Consider the following 18,733-nt stretch of genomic DNA (forward strand, 5'->3'; position numbering starts at 1 on the left):
TTTCGTCTGCTGCGCAGAGGTTACACCGGGTGACTAGCTCTCCACCACGACGGGAATGATCATCGGCCGCCGGCGGTGGGTGTCGCTGACCCACTTGCCGACCACCCGGCGGATCACCTGCTGGAGCTGGTACATGTCGTCGACACCGCTGCCGATCGCCTTCTCGATCTCGGCCTCGATCTTCGGCTTGAGGTCGTCGAAGACCGTGTCGTCCTCGGCGAAACCACGGGCCTGGATCTCCGGACCGGCGGTCAGCTTGCCGGTGACCGAGTCCATCACGGCGATGACCGAGATGAAGCCCTCGTCACCGAGGATCCGGCGGTCCTTCAGCGAGGTCTCGGTGATGTCACCGACGGTCGAGCCGTCGACGAACACGTACCCGCACTCCACCTTGCCCGCCACCACGGCCTTGCGGTCGATCAGGTCGACCACCACACCGTCCTCGACGACGACCACGTTCTCCCGCGGTACGCCGGTCTGGACCGCCAGGTCGGCGTTCGCATGCAGGTGCCGGATCTCGCCGTGCACCGGCATCACGTTGCGCGGCTTGACGATGTTGTAGCAGTACAGCAGCTCGCCGGCGCTGGCGTGACCGGACACGTGCACCAGCGCGTTGCCCTTGTGGATCACGTTCGCACCGTGCCGGATCAGGCCGTTGATCACCCGGTACACCGAGTTCTCGTTGCCCGGGATCAGCGACGACGCCAGGATGACGGTGTCGCCCGGCTGCAGCTGGACCACGTTGTGGTCGTTGGCCGCGATCCGGGACAGCGCCGACATCGGCTCGCCCTGCGACCCGGTCGAGACCAGGACGACGCGCTCCGGCGGGTAGTTGTCGAGCTCGCGCATGTCGATCAGCGTGTCGCCGGGGACGGACAGGAAGCCGAGATCCCGCGCCACACCCATGTTCCGGACCATCGAGCGGCCGACGAACGCCACCTTGCGGTGGTGCTTCACGGCCGCGTCCATCACCTGCTGGACCCGGTGCACGTGCGAGGCGAAGCAGGCGACGATGATCCGCTGGTTCTTCGCGTTGGTGAAGACCCGGTCCAGCACCGGCGCGATGTCGCGCTCGTGCGTGGTGAAGCCGGGCACCTCGGAGTTGGTGGAGTCGACCATGAACAGGTCGACGCCCTCCTCACCGAGCCGGGCGAACGCGCGCAGGTCGGTGATCCGGTTGTCCAGCGGCAGCTGGTCCATCTTGAAGTCACCGGTGTGCAGCACGACTCCGGCCGGCGTCTTGATCGCGACCGCGAGCGCGTCCGGGATCGAGTGGTTCACCGCGACGAACTCACAGACGAACGGACCCATCTGCAGGGTCTCGCCTTCGACCACGGTCTGCTGCGGCACGTTGCGGTGCCGGTGCTCCTTCAGCTTGCCCTCGAGCAGCGCGAGCGTGAGCTGCGAACCCACTACCGGGATGTCGCCCCGCTCACGCAGCAGGTAGGGCAACCCGCCGATGTGGTCCTCGTGGCCGTGCGTCAGGACGACGGCGACGACGTCGTCGAGCCGGTCCCGGATCGGCTGGAAGTCCGGCAGGATCAGGTCCACGCCGGGCTGGTTCTCGTCCGGGAACAGTACGCCGCAGTCCACGATCAGCAGCTTGCCGTCGTACTCGAACACCGTCATGTTCCGGCCGACCTCGCCGAGGCCGCCGAGTGGGATCACCCGCAAAGCGCCCGGAGCGAGTGGTCCGGGCGCGTCGAGATCTGGATGGGGATGGCTCATACAATCAGTCCTGCCGTCTTGAGGTCGGTGGTGAGCCAGTCCACTTGCTCGGCGGTCGCCTCAACCAGCGGCAACCGAAGTGTCGCGTGCTCGATGACGCCGGCCAGCTTGAGCGCGGCCTTCACCATGATGGCACCCTGGGTCCTGGTCATGATCGTTTCGACGGCGGGCACCAGCCGTCGGTCGATGTCCTGCGCGGTGGCGAGGTCGCCGGCCACCACGGCGTCGATCAACTGCCGGTACTCCCGGCTCGCGACGTGGGCAACCACACTCGCGATACCGACCGCGCCGATCGCCAGCGAGGCGAGGTTCAGCTCGTCGGCACCGCAGTAGTAGAACAGATCGGTGTTCGCCAGCACCTTGGTGGTCCCGGCCAGGTCGCCCTTGGCGTCCTTCACCGCGACGATCCGCGGGTGCTCGGCGAGCGCGATCAGCGTTTCGGTCTTGATCTCCACCCCGGACCGGGCCGGGATGTCGTACAGCATGTTCGGCAGGCCGGTGGCGTCGGCGACCGCGGTGAAGTGCGCGCGCAGCCCGTCCTGCGGAGGCTTGTTGTAGTACGGCGTGACGACGAGCAGACCGTCGGCGCCGGCGGCCTCGGCCTGCTTGGCGCCCTCGATCGTGTGCGCGGTGTCGTTCGTGCCGACACCGGCGACGATCTTGATGCCGGCGCCGACCGCCTCGCGGACGGCCTCGATCAGCTGGACCTTCTCCTGGTCCGACGTGGTCGGAGCCTCGCCGGTGGTCCCGTTCAGCACCAGGGCGTCGTTGCCGCCGTCGACCAGGTGCTTCGCGACCAACTGGGCGGCGTCGAGGTCGAGGGAACCGTCGGTACGGAACGGGGTGATCATCGCGGTCGTCAAGCGGCCGAACGGCAGTGCAGTGGACCGGGCCGCAGAGTGGGCCGACGAAGGCGTGGATTCTGGCGAGGACATGGCCCTCAGATTACCGCTCTCGAGCCCTGAAGAAATGGGTAGGCCTGGTGGCTGTCCGCTCGGGGGTCCGGGCAGCCACCAGGCTCACTCGTCCTATCGGCCCCGGCCCGGTAGTCGTTACAGCTTCCACCAAAAAAATCCGGAAAAACTTCTGCGAATACTTTGGGTAGCAACGCCATCACTCTTTGTCGAGAAATCATTGCCCTGCCAGCCAGATCGAGGTCGCATCGAAGAGCCGCTCGACCGCCTGGAACGCCCCAGGCAGGAGTAGTACGCCGGCAACGAACAGGAGCGGGGCGACGACGAGTCGCTCGACCCAACTGTCAGTGCTGAAGCGGAGCGGTCTCGGGAGACGGAGTTCGTACCAGGTCTCGCCGCGGATCGGGAGCGGCCACAGCCACGGACAACCGGAACGGGTCAGGCTGTCGCCGAGACAGTGCACGAACATCCCCAGTCCGACAGCGACACCGATCCAGCCGCCGATCTGGCTCAGACCACTTTGTACGGCGGCGTGCACCGCGTCCGTGGTCGACGTACCGGGGAGCGCCGTACCGACGACTGACCATCCGGCTGCGGCCAGTACTGCAAGGACAATCCAGTCCCCCAACGCATCCGCGGCCAGCACGAGACCGGTCACCGCGACGCCGAGCACTGCCCATTTGCCGCGACCGCCGAGACTCGCGGCCAGCATCCCGAGCAGGATCGCCGCGACCAGCGTGTGGGTCGCGTGCCGATGCTTCCCCGTGCTCTCCTCGTCGCGCGGACCCTTCGTCAATTTGTAGAGCACACCGGAGAAGGCGCGCACCGCTCCCGACACCAATCGGGTCACCGGCCCCAACAACCGCGACGCGCTCGCGCCCGGGTGATCCAGATCCGGCACCAACGCGTACCCGGCAGTTGCCGCGGCGAACGGCACCACCTCCGCCACCGAAGTCAGACCGAGGAGCGGCGCCACCGCCAACCCGGCGCACCACCCCGACAACGCATGCGACCGCCCCATCATCCGGAGCCTCACTCCCCTCACCGTCGGGCTCCATCCTTTCCGACCAGCCCCATCAGCCACAGCAGCCACGCGGGCACCGAACCGTTTTGCATAATCATGCAGAAGGGTGCATACTTTTCCTGTGTCCAAGGTACTTACTTCTTTGCCGGTCGGTGAGCGCGTCGGGATCGCCTTCTCTGGAGGTCTCGATACGTCGGTTGCGGTTGCGTGGATGCGGGAGAAGGGTGCGATCCCGTGCACGTACACCGCTGATCTCGGGCAGTACGACGAGCCCGAGATCGAGACGGTGCCCGGCCGAGCCACGGCGTACGGCGCCGAGATCACCCGGCTGGTCGACTGCCGTACGGCGATGGTCGAGGAAGGGCTCGCGGCCCTGGCCTGCGGCGCCTTCCACATCCGGACGGCGGGGCGGACGTACTTCAACACCACCCCGATCGGGCGGGCCGTGACCGGCACGCTGCTGGTCCGGGCGATGCTCGACGACGACGTCCAGATCTGGGGCGACGGGTCGACGTTCAAGGGCAACGACATCGAGCGGTTCTACCGGTACGGCCTGCTGGCGAACCCGCAGCTGCGGATCTACAAGCCGTGGCTGGACGCGCAGTTCGTGCACGAGCTCGGCGGCCGGAAGGAGATGTCCGAGTGGCTGGTCACGCACGGCCTGCCGTACCGCGACAGCACCGAGAAGGCCTACTCCACCGACGCGAACATCTGGGGCGCCACCCACGAGGCGAAGACGCTCGAGCACCTCGACACCGGGCTCGAGACCGTCGACCCGATCATGGGCGTGAAGCACTGGGACCCGTCGGTCGTGATCGAGGCCGAGGACGTCACGATCGGGTTCGAGCGGGGCCGGCCGGTGACGATCAACGGCAAGGAGTTCGGCTCGGCGGTCGACCTGGTGCTGGAGGCGAACGCGATCGGCGGCCGGCACGGGCTGGGCATGTCGGACCAGATCGAGAACCGGGTCATCGAGGCGAAGAGCCGGGGCATCTACGAGGCACCCGGGATGGCGCTGCTGCACGCGGCGTACGAGCGGCTGGTGAACGCGATCCACAACGAGGACACGATCGCGAACTACTTCAGCGAGGGCCGGCGGCTCGGGCGGCTGATGTACGAAGGTCGTTGGCTGGACCCACAGTCGCTGATGCTCCGGGAGTCACTGCAGCGGTGGGTCGGCACGGCGGTGACCGGATCGGTGACGCTCCGGCTCCGGCGGGGTGAGGACTACTCGATCCTCGACACCACCGGCCCGGCGCTCAGCTACCACCCGGACAAGCTGTCGATGGAGCGGATCGAGGACTCGGCGTTCGGCCCGGTCGACCGGATCGGCCAGCTGACCATGCGGAACCTCGACATCGCCGACTCCCGGTCGAAGCTCGAGCAGTACGCCGGTCTCGGCCTGTTCGGCAACTCGAACCCCGCGCTCGCCTCGTCCACCGACCTGATCGGCGAACTCACCACCGGCGGCGCCGAAGCCATCGCCTCCCGCGGCGAAGCCACCGAAGAGGACGAGCTCCTCGACCGCGCCGCGATGGAAGCCGGCACGGACTAACTCCCCCAGGCAGGCAACAGCCGACCTCCCTTCAGGTGGGAGGTCGGCTGTTTGCTTATGCGTCGTAGTCGAGCGTGACCGTGGGGGTGGTCGGGTGGGACTGGCAGGTCAGGACGTAGCCGGCCCGAAGTTCGTCAGGCTCCAAGGCCCAGTTGGTGTCCATCCGGACTGCGCCGTCCAGCACCTTCGCCCGGCAGGTGCCGCAGACGCCGCCCTTGCAAGCGAACGGCGCATCGCTGCGTACGGCGAGCGTCGCGTCCAGCACCGCCTTCGAATGCTGACCGAGTGAGAACGTCGACCGGCGACCATCCAGGATCACAGTCACCTCTGCGGCGTCCTCGTCGACCACTGCCTCCTCGACAGGAGCCTTCGGAGCCTCGTCGCCGACGTGGAAGAGCTCGGCGTGCACGTGTTCGCGGGCAACGCCCTCGGCCAACAGAAGATCCTGAGCACCGACCACCATCGCGTACGGCCCGCACAGGAACCATTCGTCCACGGACGCCAGCGGCAAGATCGTCGCGAACATCCGCTGCAGCCGGTCCGCGTCGATGCGGCCGTTGAACAGCTCGACCTCGGTCGACTCCCGCGAGAGCACATGCACCAAGTGGAACCGCTCGGCGTACCGGTCCTTCAGGTCGGCCAGCTCGTCGGCGAACATCACCGAACCCGCGGTCCGGTTCCCGTACAGCAACGTGACCCGACTGGACGGCTCGACCGACAGGATCGTCGCGACCAGTGAGAGCACCGGCGTGATCCCGCTGCCCGCGGCGACGAACGCGTAGTGCTTGGCGTTGGCCGCATCAAGATTCGTCCCGAACCGGCCGAGCGGCGTCATCACCTCGAGCTCGTCGCCGACCTTCAACTCCTGCGCGGCGTACGACGAGAAGTCGCCGCCCGGGAGCCGTTTCACCCCGATCCGCAGTACGCCGGAACCGGCCGGCGAGCAGATCGAGTAACTCCGCCGGACCTCTTCCCCGCGCCGCCGGATCGTCAGGTGCTGACCCGCGGTGAACTCGTACTCCCCCGCCAGCTCCGGCGGTACGGCGAACGTGATCGCAACCGAGTCGTCGGTGATCGCGTCGAGCGCCGAAACCTTCAACGAATGAAAGGCGGCGCGCCGCCTGGGCGCAAGAGTCGTCGTCATCAGATCGCCTTGCTGTGTTGGATTTTCAAAGGGATTTGAAGTGATCGAAGGGCTCACGGCAACTGTTGCACCGCCAGAGCGACTTGCAGGACGTGGATCCGAACCGGCTGAGCTCACTCGTGTCCAGCGATCCACACAACGGACACCGCACACTCAGACTCAACGACACCGGTCCACCAACGGCCCGCCGACCGGTCGGCGGAGCGATCCCGTACTCGGTCAGCTTCGCCTTCCCGGCGTCACTCATCCAGTCGGTCGTCCAGGCCGGCGACAACACCGTCTCGACCCGTCCGTCCACGTGCAGCGACTGCAGCGTCAGCTCCACCTCGTGCCGGATCAGATCCATCGCCGGACACCCGGAGTACGTCGGCGTGATCGTTACGACGACCTCGTCGCCTTCATGCCGGACACCACGCAGTACGCCGAGGTCAGCGATCGTCAGCACCGGAACCTCTGGGTCCGTGACCTCACCGACGGCTTCAAAGATCGCAGTGTCGGTCACCATGTCGCCCCCGGGTGGGAACGGGCCACATGCTGCAGCTCAGCGAGCAAATACCCCATGTGCTCGGTGTGACGGCCTTCGCGACCGCCTGAGTGCTGGTACGACGACTCTGGCCGGCCGCAGGTCGATTCGTCGATCACTGCGGTCACGCGACGCGTCCACTCGTCCTGCAACGTCGACGGATCGACGGCAACGTCCAATCGCTGCACCAACTCGTCCGACGAGAACATCTCTGCTGTGTAAGGCCAAAGCGCATCCAACCCAGCCTGCATCCGCTGGTGGCTCTCCTCGGTCCCGTCACCCAGGCGCAGCACCCACTGGGTCGCGTGGTCGACGTGGTACGCGACCTCCTTGACCGCCTTGCCCGCAACCCCGGACAGCATCTCGTCGGAGCTCTTCAGCAGCTCTTCGTACAGCAACTGCTGGTACGTCGCGAAGTACAGCAACCGCGCCATCGCATGAGCGAAATCCCCGTTCGGCAGCTCGCACAGCTGCAGGTTGAGGAACTCACGCTCGTCGCGGAAGTAGGCCAGATCGTCCTCCGACCGGCCGGCGCCTTCAACTGTCCCGGCGTACTGCAGCAGCGTCCGCGCCTGGCCCAGCTGGTCGAGGCCGATGTTGCCGAGGGCAACGTCCTCCTCGAGCTGCGGGGCGGCTGCGATCCACTCGGCGGTGCGCTGCGCGGAGATCAGCGCGTCGTCGCCGAGGCGGAGCGAGTACACGAACAGATCGGTCACAGGTGCTCGACACCTTCCGGGACCTGGTAGAACGTCGGGTGCCGGTACACCTTGTCGCCGGCCGGATCGAAGAACTCGTCCTTCTCGTCCGGCGAAGACGCGGTGATGTCGGAAGCCCGCACCACCCAGATCGACACGCCTTCCTGGCGGCGGGTGTAGACGTCCCGTGCGTTCCGCAACGCCATCGTCGCGTCGGGCGCGTGCAGGCTGCCGACGTGCGTATGCGACAGTCCCCGCCGGGACCGGACGAAGATCTCCCACAACGGCTCGATCATGCCGCGGCCTCCTTCAAAGCTTGCTTTTCGGCATAGGCGGCCGCGGCCTCGCGGACCCAGGCGCCGTCCTCGTGCGCCTTCACCCGGTGCGCGAGCCGCTCCTGGTTGCACGGGCCGTTGCCCTTCACCACGTCGTACAGCTCGGTGTAGTCCGGCTCGCTGAAGCGGTAGTGCCCGGCCTCCTCGTCGTACGACAGGCCGTCGTCAGGAACGCGCAGCCCGAGTACGTCGGCCTGCGGGACGGTCATGTCGACGAAGCGCTGCCGCAGCTCGTCGTTGCTGTGCCGCTTGATCCCCCACGCCATCGACTGCTCGGAGTGCGTCGACGCGGAGTCCGGCGGGCCGAACATCATCAGCGACGGCCACCACCAGCGGTCCAGCGCGTCCTGCGCCATCGCCTTCTGCTCGGGCGTGCCGTTGCACAGCGTGTAGAGGATCTCGAACCCCTGCCGCTGGTGGAACGACTCCTCCTTGCAGACCCGCACCATCGCCCGCGCATAAGGCCCGTAGGAGCAGCGGCAGAGCGGGACTTGGTTGACGATCGCGGCGCCGTCCACCAGCCAGCCGATCGCACCGATGTCGGCCCAGGTCAGGGTCGGGTAGTTGAAGATGCTGGAGTACTTCTGCTTCCCGCTGTGCAGCAGGTCGAGCACATCGGCCCGATCCACGCCGAGCGTCTCGGCAGCGGCGTACAGGTAGAGACCGTGGCCGGCCTCGTCCTGCACCTTGGCCATCAGGATCGCCTTGCGGCGCAGCGACGGCGCGCGGCTGATCCAGTTGCCCTCGGGCTGCATGCCGATGATCTCGGAGTGCGCGTGCTGCGCGATCTGCCGGATCAGGGTCTTGCGGTACCCGTCCGGCATCGCGTCCCGCGGCTCGATCCGGCCGTCTGCGTCGATGGTCGCCTGGAAGCTGTCCATACCGGCAGCATAGCCGAGATGTGACACTTTTTCTCCAGATCAACAAGAAGTGTCACACAGGGGTGTTAGACCTACCCCAGGAAGGGGTGGCAACGCGCTGGGAGCGGCCGAGCGCAGCCGGGAGTATTTCGAGTAACAGCTCATGGATTGAACAGTTTCTCGAAAGGGTGTCCCGTGACCACGCAGACTCTTCCGGCCGCCGATCACCGCGGGCCGGTCACCGGTAAGGAACGAGCGCTCGCCCCGGACCTGATCCGCGGCGCGATGCTGCTGCTGATCGGCCTGGCCAACAGCGCCAACTTCGCGTTCGCCGGCCAGCCCGGCGTGGAGAGCGCGCCGCACGGCTTCGAGCGGATCCTCAACTTCGTCAAGCTCACCTTCGTCGACGCCCGGGCCTACCCGGTGTTCGCGATCATGTTCGGCTACGGCCTGGTGCAACTGGCCCGGCGGCAGCAGTCCTCCGGCGCGACCCCGGGCGCGGTCCGGCGGATCCTGCTCAAGCGCAACGCCTGGCTGATCGCCTTCGGCCTCCTGCACGCGACCTTGCTGTACTTCGGTGACTTCCTCGGCGCGTACGGCATCGTCGGGATCATCTGCACGCTGTTCCTGCTCAACCGCGGCGACAAGTTCCACCGGATCGCCCTCGGTATCTGGGCGTTCATGGCGCTGGAGGTCGTCGTCGTGGCGGTCCGGGCCGTGCTCGCCCTCATCAACAGCTCCGGTCCCGCGTACCCGCTGACCAACAAGCCGAACCCGTCGCTCGCCGCGACGTCGTACTTCGGGAGCCTGGTCGACCGGCTGCACGAGTACCCGCTGCACGCCGCCAGCGTGCTGGGCTTCATCGTCATCGTCTGGCTCGGCATCTGGGCCGCCCGCAAGCAGATCCTGGAAAACCCGAGCGCGCACCGCAAGCTGCTGTCCTGGGTCGCCGCGGTCGGACTGGGCATCACTGTCCTCACAGGCCTGCCGCTCGCGCTGATCGGAGCCGGCTGGCTGCACGTCGACGAGTCGGCGGTCGGCGCGATCGACTACCTCGCCCAGGCCGGCGGGATGTTCGGCGGACCCGGGTACGTCGCCCTGTTCGGTCTGCTTGTCGCCCGGATCAGCAAGATCTCGTTGCCGGTGCGCGCCATCTCCGCACTCGGTCAGCGGTCGCTGTCGGGCTACCTGTTCCAGTCGGTGTCGTGGATGGTCCTGCTCGCACCGTTCACGCTCGACCTCCGGTTCGGCAGTACGGCGTACACCGCGGCACTGGTCGCGATCGGGGTCTGGATCATCTCGGTGCTCGGCGCGTACGCGATGAGCAAGCGCTCCTACCGCGGCCCAGCCGAGACCCTGCTGCGCAAGCTCGTGTACTGACTTGGGAGGATGGCGGGTATGAGCGACTTCGGCGTGCCGGAACCCGCCAACCTCTCCGATCTGTCGGGCTCTGAGCTGTCCGGTGATGGTCCGGTGGCCGAGACGAGCGTGCGGCTCGCGCTTCCGGCGGAGGCGAACGCGATCGGCGAGATCCAGGTCGCGGCCTGGCGGTCGTCGTACGCCGGGCTGCTGCCGGCCGAGGTACTCGCCGATCTGGACCCGGCGCAGTTCGCGGCGCAGTGGCGGGCCGCGCTGCTGTCGCCGGGCGAGGCGCGGAACCGGGTGATGGTCGCGCTGGCCGGCCGCACGCCGGTCGGCTTCGCGGCCATCACGCCGTCGGACGACCCGGACGCGGACCCGCGGCGCGACGCGGTGATCGCCGAGCTCGCGGTCCAGCCGGAGGCAACCCGGGCCGGCCACGGCTCCCGGCTGCTGAATGCGGTCGTCGACACGATCCGCGCCGACGGCTTCACCCGGGTGACCGTCTGGGTCAACTCGACCGACGACATCCTGCGGGCCTTCTACACCGAGTCCGGCTGGGCGCCGGACGGCGCGCACCGCGAGCTGGATCTGTACGGCGACGAGTCGGTCCGGATCAAGCAGATCCGGCTGCACGCGGACCCCGGGCCTGCCTAACTGCTAGCCCGGAGCTAGCACGGGGCAGATCGGCGACGGGCCGGGGGTGGTGCTCGACGCGTCTGAGCGGACATGACAGATTGTCACGGTCCGATCACGCAAGGCCATCCGCTGGAGTCTGCAATGAAGTACCTCACCCTGGCCGTCGGCCTGGGCCTGTCCGCTGCTGCCGTTCTCTTCGTCCCGGGGTCCGGTGCGACCGCGTCGATGCAGTCGGCCACCGTCGTCGACAAGCCGCATCGTGTGGCGAACAAGTACCTCGACCAAAGACCGAAGTGGATCCCGTGCGGTGATCCCGAGCTCCGCACGTACTGCGCGAAGATCACCGTCCCCCGCGACTGGGCCAACCAGTACTCCGGGAACGACCTGCAGATCGCGGTCAGCAAGGTCGCCCCAGCCAATTCGTCCCCCGCCCACCCGCCGAGCCGGGTCGTGTTCGGCAACCCGGGAGGACCGGGCGGCCCCGGCCTCGGCCTGGCGCCGTACCTGGCGAGTCAGGCACCGCTGGCCAAGGACCACCTCGCCGTCGGATTCGACCCCCGCGGGACCGGCACGAGCTCCAACGTCAGCTGCGACGGCAGCCCCGGCTACTCGATGGATGCCCGCGACCGCGACCCCGCGACCCGCGGCCTGATCGCCGAGGCGTCGGAGATGAGTCAGCAGTACTGCGAGAGCCAGTCCCGCGGCCTGCTCCCCTACATCACCACCGCGCAGACCGTGCAGGACATGGATCTGATCCGGCAACTGCTCGGCTTCGACAAGATGGACTACGTCGGGTACTCCGGCGGCACCTGGCTCGGGGCGTACTACCAGACCTACTTCCCCGACCACGTCGGCCGGTTCGTGCTCGACTCGAACACGGACTTCACCAAGACCTGGCTGGACACGTTCGCGGCCCAGCCGCAGGCATTCGAGCGCCGGTTCCGCGAGGACTTCGCGACCTGGGCAGCGAAGTACGACGAGCTGCTGCACCTGGGATCGTCACCCTCTGCGGTCATCCGCACCTACGAGCGGTTGCGACGAGCGCTGAAGGAGCGGCCGGCGGTCGAGGAATTCCTAGACGCCGGAGTTCAGGTCACGTACGACCAGAACACGCTGGACCAACTGATCGCCAACGATATGTATACAAAGCTGGACTTTCATTCTCTGGCGGACGATCTGGCATTTCTCCGCGACCTTTCCGCCGCGCAGACAAAAGGCGGTCCGCAAGCCGCTCAGCGCCGGGTGGACGCACTGTCGACGGCTCGCCAGCAGGAGCTCGTACGGCGCGCCAACAGCGCACCGGTCGGACTCCGCCCCGGCGGCAACCAGCTCGGCGGCAATCAGCTCGGCGACGACGCCGAGGACGCCACCTTCACCGCGATCACCTGCAACGACACGGCCTGGCCGCAAGGCCGCGAGTACGGCGAACAGCTGGCCGCTCGCCTCGGCCCGCACTTCCCGCTGGTCGGCTGGACGATGACCGAGAACCCCTGCTTCTACTGGGACCGCCCGAACCTGACCATGCCGACCCCAACCGGCAAAGGCTTGCCCACAACGCTGATGGTTCAGTCGGTGCACGACCCGGCGACGAACTACGCCCTCGCGGTCTCGGCCCACAGCAGGTACGCCGGTTCGCGGCTGCTGACCGTCACCAACGAAGGCGACCACGGTGTGTACGGCGGGGTGAATCGGTGCGCGGACCGGGTCGTCAACACGTTCCTCACCACCGGCAAGGCGCCGGCCACCGACGTCAGCTGCCCGGGTGAAGGGATCCCCGCACCCACGACCGAGGAGCCCGGTCTCGAGGAGACCGGTGGATACACAAAGGGAGCTCCTTTACGGCAGATCGCCGGATTCACGAAAGCCGTTTCCGGATATCTGCACTGAACGAGCGTTTGACATTCGCCGGAATTCCCCTACGCACGGGCAGATTCCGGTCACCGTGGGCGAATTCCGGGCGGCGCTTTCGTTGTCAGGACAAATTTGTCAGGGCGATGTCAGGGTTCCGTCCCTGTGCGACAGAGCGTGATAACGGCAACCTTGTGTTAGCGCGGAGGAACCGGCGTCGACCGGGAGGGCTCGATGACGGCGACCACCGCCGACGTGGCTTCGGCCGGCTGTGAGGTGGGGGGACTGCCTGGGGGGTCAGACAGAACACAGCCGGCCGGGTCACGTATCTGGATCCGCGCCCCTAGATCCCTCGCGGGGCACCGTCGATCCCCCAGGTCGTGGTGTCTCGCGAGGCATGTCTCAAATCAGCGCGCGTGATCCCGAGCCCGGTGGTGGATAGCCGTCGGCGACCGCGGCCAGCGGCACCGCACGACCCGACGACCAGGCCGTCCGGAAAGTCCGCCGTTCCAAGGCCGCTTCGACGGCAGCTCGGGTCGCCGTGTAGTCGGCCTTCTCGATCTGCGGTACGGGCACGTTGATGACCTCCCGCACCCCGTCGGCCGCACCCAGCAAGAATGCGGCGTACTCGCTCCGGTCGCGTTGCTGCGCAACGGCGGCCAACTCCTCGAGCACACTGGCCGACCGCCACCGGTCGCCCAGATCGCGATGCTCGGCAAGACTCTCGTCCAGCAGGTGTACGGCGCGCTCGGTCACGCCACGCCGGCGTTCGATGATGCCGAGCTGGTTCAGCGACCAGGCGACACCTTCGCGGTAACCGAGCCGCTGCGACAGCGCGAGACTCTCCTGCAGCACGTCCTCCGCCTCGACAAGCTCACCGCCGTACTGCGCGATCGCGCCGAGGCTGATCAGCGACCAGGCGAGGCCTTCGCCGTCACCGACGATCCGGAAGGCATCGCGGGCCTTGCGGCACCGGCGTGCGCCGACCTCGAGATCGCCGCGGAGCCAGGCCACGAAGCCGAGATGGTTGTGGGCCCAGGCCATCCCGGCCCGGTCCCCCAGGCTCTCGTACAGGTCGTAGCTCTCGCAGTGCAGGTCCTCTGCGGCCTCGTAGTCGCCACGTTCGCGTGCAACTCCACCGAGCCGCTGCAGCGTCAACGCAGTACCAGCGTCGTCGCCCAGCTCTTTGAACTGTCGTAGCGCGATCTGCAGGCGGACGGTCGCGGCGTCGTACTCGCACTGGAGGAACGCCAGCGATCCGGCGCCCAGGTTCGCCTTGGCAGATGCGGCGGACAGGTCAGCCGTCAGCTCGGCCGGCATCGATTCGGCCAGCGTCAGCGCGCGCTCCAGCCACTGGCTTCCCTCGGCGTAGTGGCCATGCAGCGAGCAGAACTGCCACAGCCCACCGGCCAACCGCAACGCCTCGGAGACCGAGCTGGTCCGCAGAGCCCATGCCATCGCGGACCGTAGGTTGTCGAGCTCGCTCTCCAACCGCTCGAGCCACTCCGCGTGCTCCGGACGGCGCAGATGTCCCTCGGCCTCTTCGGCCAGGCTGAGGTAGAACAGCGCGTGCCGCTCGGCCGCCTCGTCCGTCCGGCCAACGGCCACGAGTCGGTCGGCGGCGAACTCCCGGATCACCGCCAGCATGTAGTAACGCGTGACGCCATGTCGGCGGCTCACCCGGATCAGTGACTTGTCGGCCAGCCGTCCGGTGAGGTCGAGTGCCTCGGCGCGCTCTTGAGGTCCGGGGAACGGCTGCCCGGACATGACCGTCGCGGCCGCGTTCAACGTCCAGCCACCGACGAACACGGACAGCTGGGCGAACACGTCTCGTTCGGCCGGCGTGAGCAGCGCGTAGCTCCACTCGATCGCGCCGGTCATCGACTGCTGACGTGGCGACGCAGTCCGCGAACCGCCGGCCAGGATGCCGAACGACAGCTCGAGCTCGTTGGCCAGCTCCTCGATCGTCATCACATTCAGCCGTGCGGCGGCGAGCTCGATCGCCAGCGGCATGCCTTCCAGCCGACGTACCACTCGTGCGACTTGGTCGAGCTGGCCGGTCGAGTCGTAGCCGCGCGCGGTCGCCCGTTCGGCGAAGAGCTGCACCGCTTCCGACGAGTCGACCTGGTCCTCGGTGTGCGGCAGGGACAGCGCGGGTACGACGTACACGCTCTCGCCGGGGAGTCGGAGAAGCTCACGACTCGACGCGAGGATCGACAGATTCGGGCAGCGCTCGAGCAATGCGGCGCAGACCTGGCCGACCGTCGCAACGACGTGCGAGCAGTTGTCGAGCACCAGCAGCATCGTGCTGCGGCCGATCTGTTCGGCGATCTCCTCGACCAGCCGCGTGCTCTCCAACGGATGCAGGCCGATCGACGCCGCGATCGCCGGTACGACGGCCGCCGGGTCGGTCAGGGCTGCGAGCGGCACCCAGCAGACACCGTCCTGGAAACTGTCCCCGACGTCGATCGCGACCGCCAGAGTGAGTCTCGTCTTGCCGACTCCACCCGGTCCGGTCAAGGTAAGCAAACGCGTGATTCGCTGCCCCAGCACGCGACTCGTCGCGGTCAGCTCCGTCGTACGACCGATCAGCTGGTTGGTCGGCGCCGGCGGTTGCCGCATCGGCGTCCGGGTGGTGTCCGCCTCTTTCCGGGCCGCGGCGGTGAGCCGCGAGCGATCCGGATCCTCGAGCCGCAAGGCGTCCGCGAGCAGGCGTAGCGTGTGCGCCCGCGGCGCACGCCGGCGTCCTCGCTCCAAAGCCGCGATCGCGTCGACGCTCAGTCCGGCGAGTTCGGCCAAACCCTCCTGCGACAGCCCGGCTTCTCGCCGATGCCGGCGCAGCAGGCCACCGAATCCAGCCCCCTGCACGTCGTCCGCACCGCGGCGAGACCCGTCTGACGGCACAGGACGGCTCCACCCCAGTTGCCCGACCTTGTTACGTGGCGGCTGCCACGTAGCCCCTTGAAGGTATCCCGATCCGCACCGGGTTGTCAGTCACCCCGGGTCCTTCACAGCAGACTCCCAGGTAACTCACGAATTCTTGTCGTGCTGCAGGATCGCGGCTCGCATGGTTGCGCGGGCCCGTTTCCGGTCCCCCGCGGCGTCGTACGCCGTCGACAGCCGGAACCAGACCCGCCAGTCATCAGGGGCGGCTTCCGCCTCGGTCTTGTACTTCCCGAAGGCCTCGTCCGCGGCGGCGCGATCGATTCGACCGGACGGCCGGCGCGGCAGATCGTCGACCGGCAAGCCGCCGGATGCCTCCAGCTCGCGGGCCAGCACCTCGGTCCGGCGGCCGAACTGCAGCTCGCGCCAGACCAGGTACGCACCGAGCACCGGGATGACCAGGACCGCGATCCCAAGGACGATCGCGACCGGATCACCGGTCCCGATCAGCAACACCCCGCGCCACCCGAGCAGAACGGCGTACGCGACGAAAACCACCGCGAGCAGAATCGCCGTCCGCTTTGCCGTCATCTAATCGAGATCCAGGAAGTGTTCCAGGCCGACCGTCAGACCCGGCGTGGTCCCGACGCTGCGGACGCCGAGGAGTACGCCGGCCATGAAGGAGACGCGGGCCATCGAGTCGTGGCGGATCGTCAGCGTCTCGCCCTCGTCGCCGAACAGCACCTCCTGGTGCGCGATCAGGCCGCGCAACCGGACGCCGTGCACCCGGATCCCGTCGACATCAGCGCCGCGGGCCCCGTCGAGCGCGGTCGTGGTCGCGTCCGGGATCGGTCCGGACCCGGCCTCGCGACGTGCCGCTGCGATGAGTTCCGCCGTACGACGTGCTGTGCCGGACGGCGCGTCGACCTTGTCCGGGTGGTGCAACTCGATGATCTCGACGGACTCGTAGTACCGCGCGGCCTTCGCGGCGAACTGCATCATCAGCACCGCGCCGATCGAGAAGTTCGGCGCGATCAGTACGCCGGTCTTCGGGTTGGCCGCGAGCTGCGAGCGCAGCGTCGCCAGCCGCTCGTCGTCGAACCCGGTGGTGCCGACGACGGCGTGGATGCCGTGCTCGATGCACCAGGCCAGGTTGTCCATCACGACCTCGGGCCGGGTGAAGTCGACCACGACCTCGGCGCCCGATCTGGTCAGCTCGTCGAGCTCGTCGCCCTGGTCGAGCCGCGCGACCAGCTCACAGTCGGCAGCCTCCTCGACCGCGAGGCACGTCTGAGCGCCCATCCTGCCCTTGGCCCCCAGCACACCGACCTTGATCATCCGCATCCTTCCCGTCCGTCATGTGAGGAACAGGATCTCATCCAGGCTTCCGGACACTCAGTTCGGCCTTGGGCACCCACACCTGCAGGCCGATCGTCTCTCGCGCCGGCGCCAGCTGTCCGTAGTCGGCGTGGAAGTCCAGCCCGCAGGCCTGCAGCGCGGTGATCTCGAGGTCCGAGATCGGCCGGTTCAGGATGATCAGCGGCGGCCGGGACGGGTCCCACGGGCGGCCGTCCCGGCAGACGTGCTCGATGCCGGCCGCGGTCCGCTCCCGCTCCTTCGGCGCGATCCAGGCCTCGCCGACGGGACGGCCGCCGAGCATCAGCACCAGGCCGGCCATCTTGTCGAACGCCAGCATCGGCCGCCCGGCGGGCTCGGTGTACGGCCGAAGGTCGGCGGCCAGGCGGCTGTAGTTCTGCTCAGTGACCGGCGACAGATAGAGGCCCTTCAACGCGGGCAGTGTCGCCGCCGCGGTCAGCTGGGAGTGGTCGGGCGAACGGTACGGGTACCGGAACAGGCCGGTATAGGCGATCGACGCGGTCGCCACCAGCGAACCGACCAGGACGAGGCCGAGCGTCGCTCGTGCCACGATCGGCGTCGCCCAGATCCCGGTCAGCACTGCGATCATCACCGCGGCCCACGCGGCGAAGGCGTTGAAGCCGATCGTGTAGAGCGGCGTGTTCGTTCCGAAGGCCTGCACCAGCGGCAGCAGCACGAGCAGCCCGAGGATCACCCAGGTCCGTGTGTTCTCCTGGCTCAACCGCGAGCAGTCCGTCACCCCGACCTTGCCCGCGATCAACGCGCCGGCCGCAGCCACTACAGCCACCAGTACGGCGGCCAGCAGCGTCACCGGGTACGACGCGGTGTTCGCGGACCCACCGAGTGCGCCGCCGTCGACGACAACCCGTCGTACCGAGAGAACCAAGGCGGCCAGGACCAGGACAGCCGAGGCGATCCGAAGCCAGCGCCAACGGGCGATCACCGTGAGCGCGGTCGCGAGCAGGAGCAGGCCATGTGCGCGCAGTGTCTTGCCGAGCAGCTTGATGCCGCTCGACCAGTAGAACTGGAGCAGCTCGGTCGGCGAGTACGACGTACCTGCGATGAACTTGTTGACGGTCACGATCCCCGGCACGGCCACGTTCAGCCGGACCACGAACAGTTGTACGACGAGCGCCACCACCGCGAGTCCGCCGACGGCGAAAAGGATGCCTCGGGCAACGGCTCGCCAGCTCTGGCCGGCCAGCACGACCACTGCGGCGACCACGATCAGCCCGATCACCACGACCGAAGTCCACTTCGCCAGCACCATCAGGCCGATCACCAGGCCCGCGATCACCGGCAGCCAGAACGGCACCGGTTGACCGCGATCGACCGCTGTAGCCATCCACAGCACGCAGGACACGAGGGTGAGCGCACCGAGCAGCACCACATCGTTGTAGCCGGGCGACTGCGGCAGCCAGCCGTAACACATCCCGCCCGCGGCCAGGATGACCGCCATCCCCGCCAGCTCCCACAGCTTCGTGGCAGGCATTCTCGGCCGTCGCCCGCGCAACCAGCGCATGAAGCTGTAGCCGAAGAGCAGGTGTACGACGACCACCGTCAGCAACCGGAACAGCCGCAGCCTGACGATGTCGTACCCGAACCACTCGAACAACGGGCCGTAGATGTACTGCACCCCGGTCAACGCCAACGGCGTGCTGTCCCACCACCGGTACGACAGCAGGTAGTAGCCCTCGTCGGTGATGTCGAAGCCCTCGTTGGCGGCCCGGCCCGCGGTGAGAATCCACCACGCCGCCAGCCCGCCGGCGACCACGATCACCCCGACGAGCAGCACTATTCGCTTGCGCGCCGAGGAAACACCCACGGCCGCCACCCTAGGCCATCACTC

The 18,733-nt window shown here is 67.8% G+C and carries 16 protein-coding genes; 4 read left to right on the plus strand and 12 right to left on the minus strand.

What is annotated here, in order from left to right:
- Nucleotides 1-33 precede the first annotated feature (33 nt).
- The 3 genes from EV650_RS10255 to EV650_RS10265 form a co-directional block, all read right to left on the minus strand.
- Nucleotides 34-1,728, minus strand: coding sequence for a ribonuclease J (locus tag EV650_RS10255; RefSeq protein ID WP_134117645.1), 1,695 nt, complete (start codon nucleotides 1,726-1,728; stop codon nucleotides 34-36).
- The gene (dapA, locus tag EV650_RS10260; RefSeq protein WP_134117647.1) at nucleotides 1,725-2,663 is read right to left on the minus strand and encodes a 4-hydroxy-tetrahydrodipicolinate synthase; all 939 of its coding nucleotides are present in this window, start codon (nucleotides 2,661-2,663) and stop codon (nucleotides 1,725-1,727) included. The genes EV650_RS10255 and dapA overlap by 4 nt, the downstream gene beginning before the upstream one ends.
- Before the next feature lie 196 nt (nucleotides 2,664-2,859).
- Nucleotides 2,860-3,687: a metal-dependent hydrolase gene (locus EV650_RS10265; RefSeq protein ID WP_238174124.1), complete on the minus strand. Its 828-nt coding sequence runs from the start codon at nucleotides 3,685-3,687 to the stop codon at nucleotides 2,860-2,862.
- A 100-nt stretch (nucleotides 3,688-3,787) separates the two neighbouring features.
- Between EV650_RS10265 and argG the strand changes: the two genes are divergently transcribed.
- Nucleotides 3,788-5,221, plus strand: coding sequence for an argininosuccinate synthase (gene argG, locus EV650_RS10270; protein WP_134117649.1), 1,434 nt, complete (start codon nucleotides 3,788-3,790; stop codon nucleotides 5,219-5,221).
- Between the two features lie 55 nt (nucleotides 5,222-5,276).
- Here the strand turns inward: argG and paaE are convergent, their stop codons facing one another.
- From paaE to paaA, 5 genes are read right to left on the minus strand one after another with little or no spacing between them, the layout of a single operon-like run.
- A complete protein-coding gene (paaE, locus tag EV650_RS10275) occupies nucleotides 5,277-6,365 on the minus strand; it encodes a 1,2-phenylacetyl-CoA epoxidase subunit PaaE (RefSeq protein ID WP_134117651.1) in 1,089 nt (362 codons plus the stop codon).
- A 25-nt stretch (nucleotides 6,366-6,390) separates the two neighbouring features.
- A complete protein-coding gene (gene paaD / locus EV650_RS10280) occupies nucleotides 6,391-6,870 on the minus strand; it encodes a 1,2-phenylacetyl-CoA epoxidase subunit PaaD (protein WP_134117653.1) in 480 nt (159 codons plus the stop codon).
- Nucleotides 6,864-7,604, minus strand: a complete 741-nt coding sequence (gene paaC / locus EV650_RS10285) for a 1,2-phenylacetyl-CoA epoxidase subunit PaaC (RefSeq protein ID WP_134117655.1) — start codon at nucleotides 7,602-7,604, stop codon at nucleotides 6,864-6,866. The genes paaD and paaC overlap by 7 nt, the downstream gene beginning before the upstream one ends.
- The gene (gene paaB / locus EV650_RS10290; protein ID WP_134117657.1) at nucleotides 7,601-7,879 is read right to left on the minus strand and encodes a 1,2-phenylacetyl-CoA epoxidase subunit PaaB; all 279 of its coding nucleotides are present in this window, start codon (nucleotides 7,877-7,879) and stop codon (nucleotides 7,601-7,603) included. Before paaB ends, paaC begins: the two co-directional genes overlap by 4 nt.
- On the minus strand, nucleotides 7,876-8,799 hold the full coding sequence (gene paaA, locus EV650_RS10295) for a 1,2-phenylacetyl-CoA epoxidase subunit PaaA (protein ID WP_134117659.1): 924 nt from the start codon (nucleotides 8,797-8,799) through the stop codon (nucleotides 7,876-7,878). The genes paaB and paaA overlap by 4 nt, the downstream gene beginning before the upstream one ends.
- Nucleotides 8,800-8,973: 174 nt before the next feature.
- Between paaA and EV650_RS10300 the strand changes: the two genes are divergently transcribed.
- The 3 genes from EV650_RS10300 to EV650_RS10310 all read left to right on the plus strand — a co-directional run bounded on the left by EV650_RS10300 (nucleotide 8,974) and on the right by EV650_RS10310 (nucleotide 12,663).
- The gene (locus tag EV650_RS10300) at nucleotides 8,974-10,158 is read left to right on the plus strand and encodes a DUF418 domain-containing protein (RefSeq protein WP_238174125.1); all 1,185 of its coding nucleotides are present in this window, start codon (nucleotides 8,974-8,976) and stop codon (nucleotides 10,156-10,158) included.
- Between the two features lie 18 nt (nucleotides 10,159-10,176).
- Nucleotides 10,177-10,794, plus strand: a complete 618-nt coding sequence (locus tag EV650_RS10305; RefSeq protein WP_134117661.1) for a GNAT family N-acetyltransferase — start codon at nucleotides 10,177-10,179, stop codon at nucleotides 10,792-10,794.
- A 123-nt stretch (nucleotides 10,795-10,917) separates the two neighbouring features.
- Nucleotides 10,918-12,663 carry an alpha/beta hydrolase gene (locus EV650_RS10310; protein ID WP_134117663.1) on the plus strand — a complete coding sequence of 582 codons (1,746 nt, stop codon included), beginning with the start codon at nucleotides 10,918-10,920 and terminating at the stop codon, nucleotides 12,661-12,663.
- A 363-nt stretch (nucleotides 12,664-13,026) separates the two neighbouring features.
- On the opposite strand, the gene EV650_RS10315 is transcribed toward EV650_RS10310, so the two are convergent.
- The 4 genes from EV650_RS10315 to EV650_RS10330 form a co-directional block, all read right to left on the minus strand.
- Nucleotides 13,027-15,528, minus strand: coding sequence for an ATP-binding protein (locus EV650_RS10315; protein ID WP_134117665.1), 2,502 nt, complete (start codon nucleotides 15,526-15,528; stop codon nucleotides 13,027-13,029).
- Between the two features lie 126 nt (nucleotides 15,529-15,654).
- Nucleotides 15,655-16,098, minus strand: a complete 444-nt coding sequence (locus tag EV650_RS10320; protein WP_134117667.1) for a hypothetical protein — start codon at nucleotides 16,096-16,098, stop codon at nucleotides 15,655-15,657.
- Nucleotides 16,099-16,845 (minus strand): 4-hydroxy-tetrahydrodipicolinate reductase, encoded by a 747-nt coding sequence (dapB, locus tag EV650_RS10325; protein WP_134117669.1) that lies wholly within the window; start codon nucleotides 16,843-16,845, stop codon nucleotides 16,099-16,101.
- A gap of 37 nt (nucleotides 16,846-16,882) precedes the next feature.
- A complete protein-coding gene (locus EV650_RS10330; protein WP_134117671.1) occupies nucleotides 16,883-18,709 on the minus strand; it encodes a hypothetical protein in 1,827 nt (608 codons plus the stop codon).
- Nucleotides 18,710-18,733 lie beyond the last annotated feature (24 nt).

It is taken from the genome of Kribbella kalugense (assembly GCF_004365875.1).
Lineage (GTDB): Bacteria > Actinomycetota > Actinomycetes > Propionibacteriales > Kribbellaceae > Kribbella > Kribbella kalugense.

Coding starts and splice junctions, on each gene's coding strand:
- EV650_RS10255 (WP_134117645.1), bottom strand. CDS start 1,728: ATGAGCCATCCCCATCCAGATCTCGACGCGCCCGGACCACTCGCTCCG.
- dapA (WP_134117647.1), bottom strand. CDS start 2,663: ATGTCCTCGCCAGAATCCACGCCTTCGTCGGCCCACTCTGCGGCCCGG.
- paaE (WP_134117651.1), bottom strand. CDS start 6,365: ATGACGACGACTCTTGCGCCCAGGCGGCGCGCCGCCTTTCATTCGTTG.
- paaD (WP_134117653.1), bottom strand. CDS start 6,870: ATGGTGACCGACACTGCGATCTTTGAAGCCGTCGGTGAGGTCACGGAC.
- paaB (WP_134117657.1), bottom strand. CDS start 7,879: ATGATCGAGCCGTTGTGGGAGATCTTCGTCCGGTCCCGGCGGGGACTG.
- paaA (WP_134117659.1), bottom strand. CDS start 8,799: ATGGACAGCTTCCAGGCGACCATCGACGCAGACGGCCGGATCGAGCCG.
- EV650_RS10305 (WP_134117661.1), top strand. CDS start 10,177: ATGAGCGACTTCGGCGTGCCGGAACCCGCCAACCTCTCCGATCTGTCG.
- EV650_RS10310 (WP_134117663.1), top strand. CDS start 10,918: ATGAAGTACCTCACCCTGGCCGTCGGCCTGGGCCTGTCCGCTGCTGCC.
- EV650_RS10320 (WP_134117667.1), bottom strand. CDS start 16,098: ATGACGGCAAAGCGGACGGCGATTCTGCTCGCGGTGGTTTTCGTCGCG.
- dapB (WP_134117669.1), bottom strand. CDS start 16,845: ATGATCAAGGTCGGTGTGCTGGGGGCCAAGGGCAGGATGGGCGCTCAG.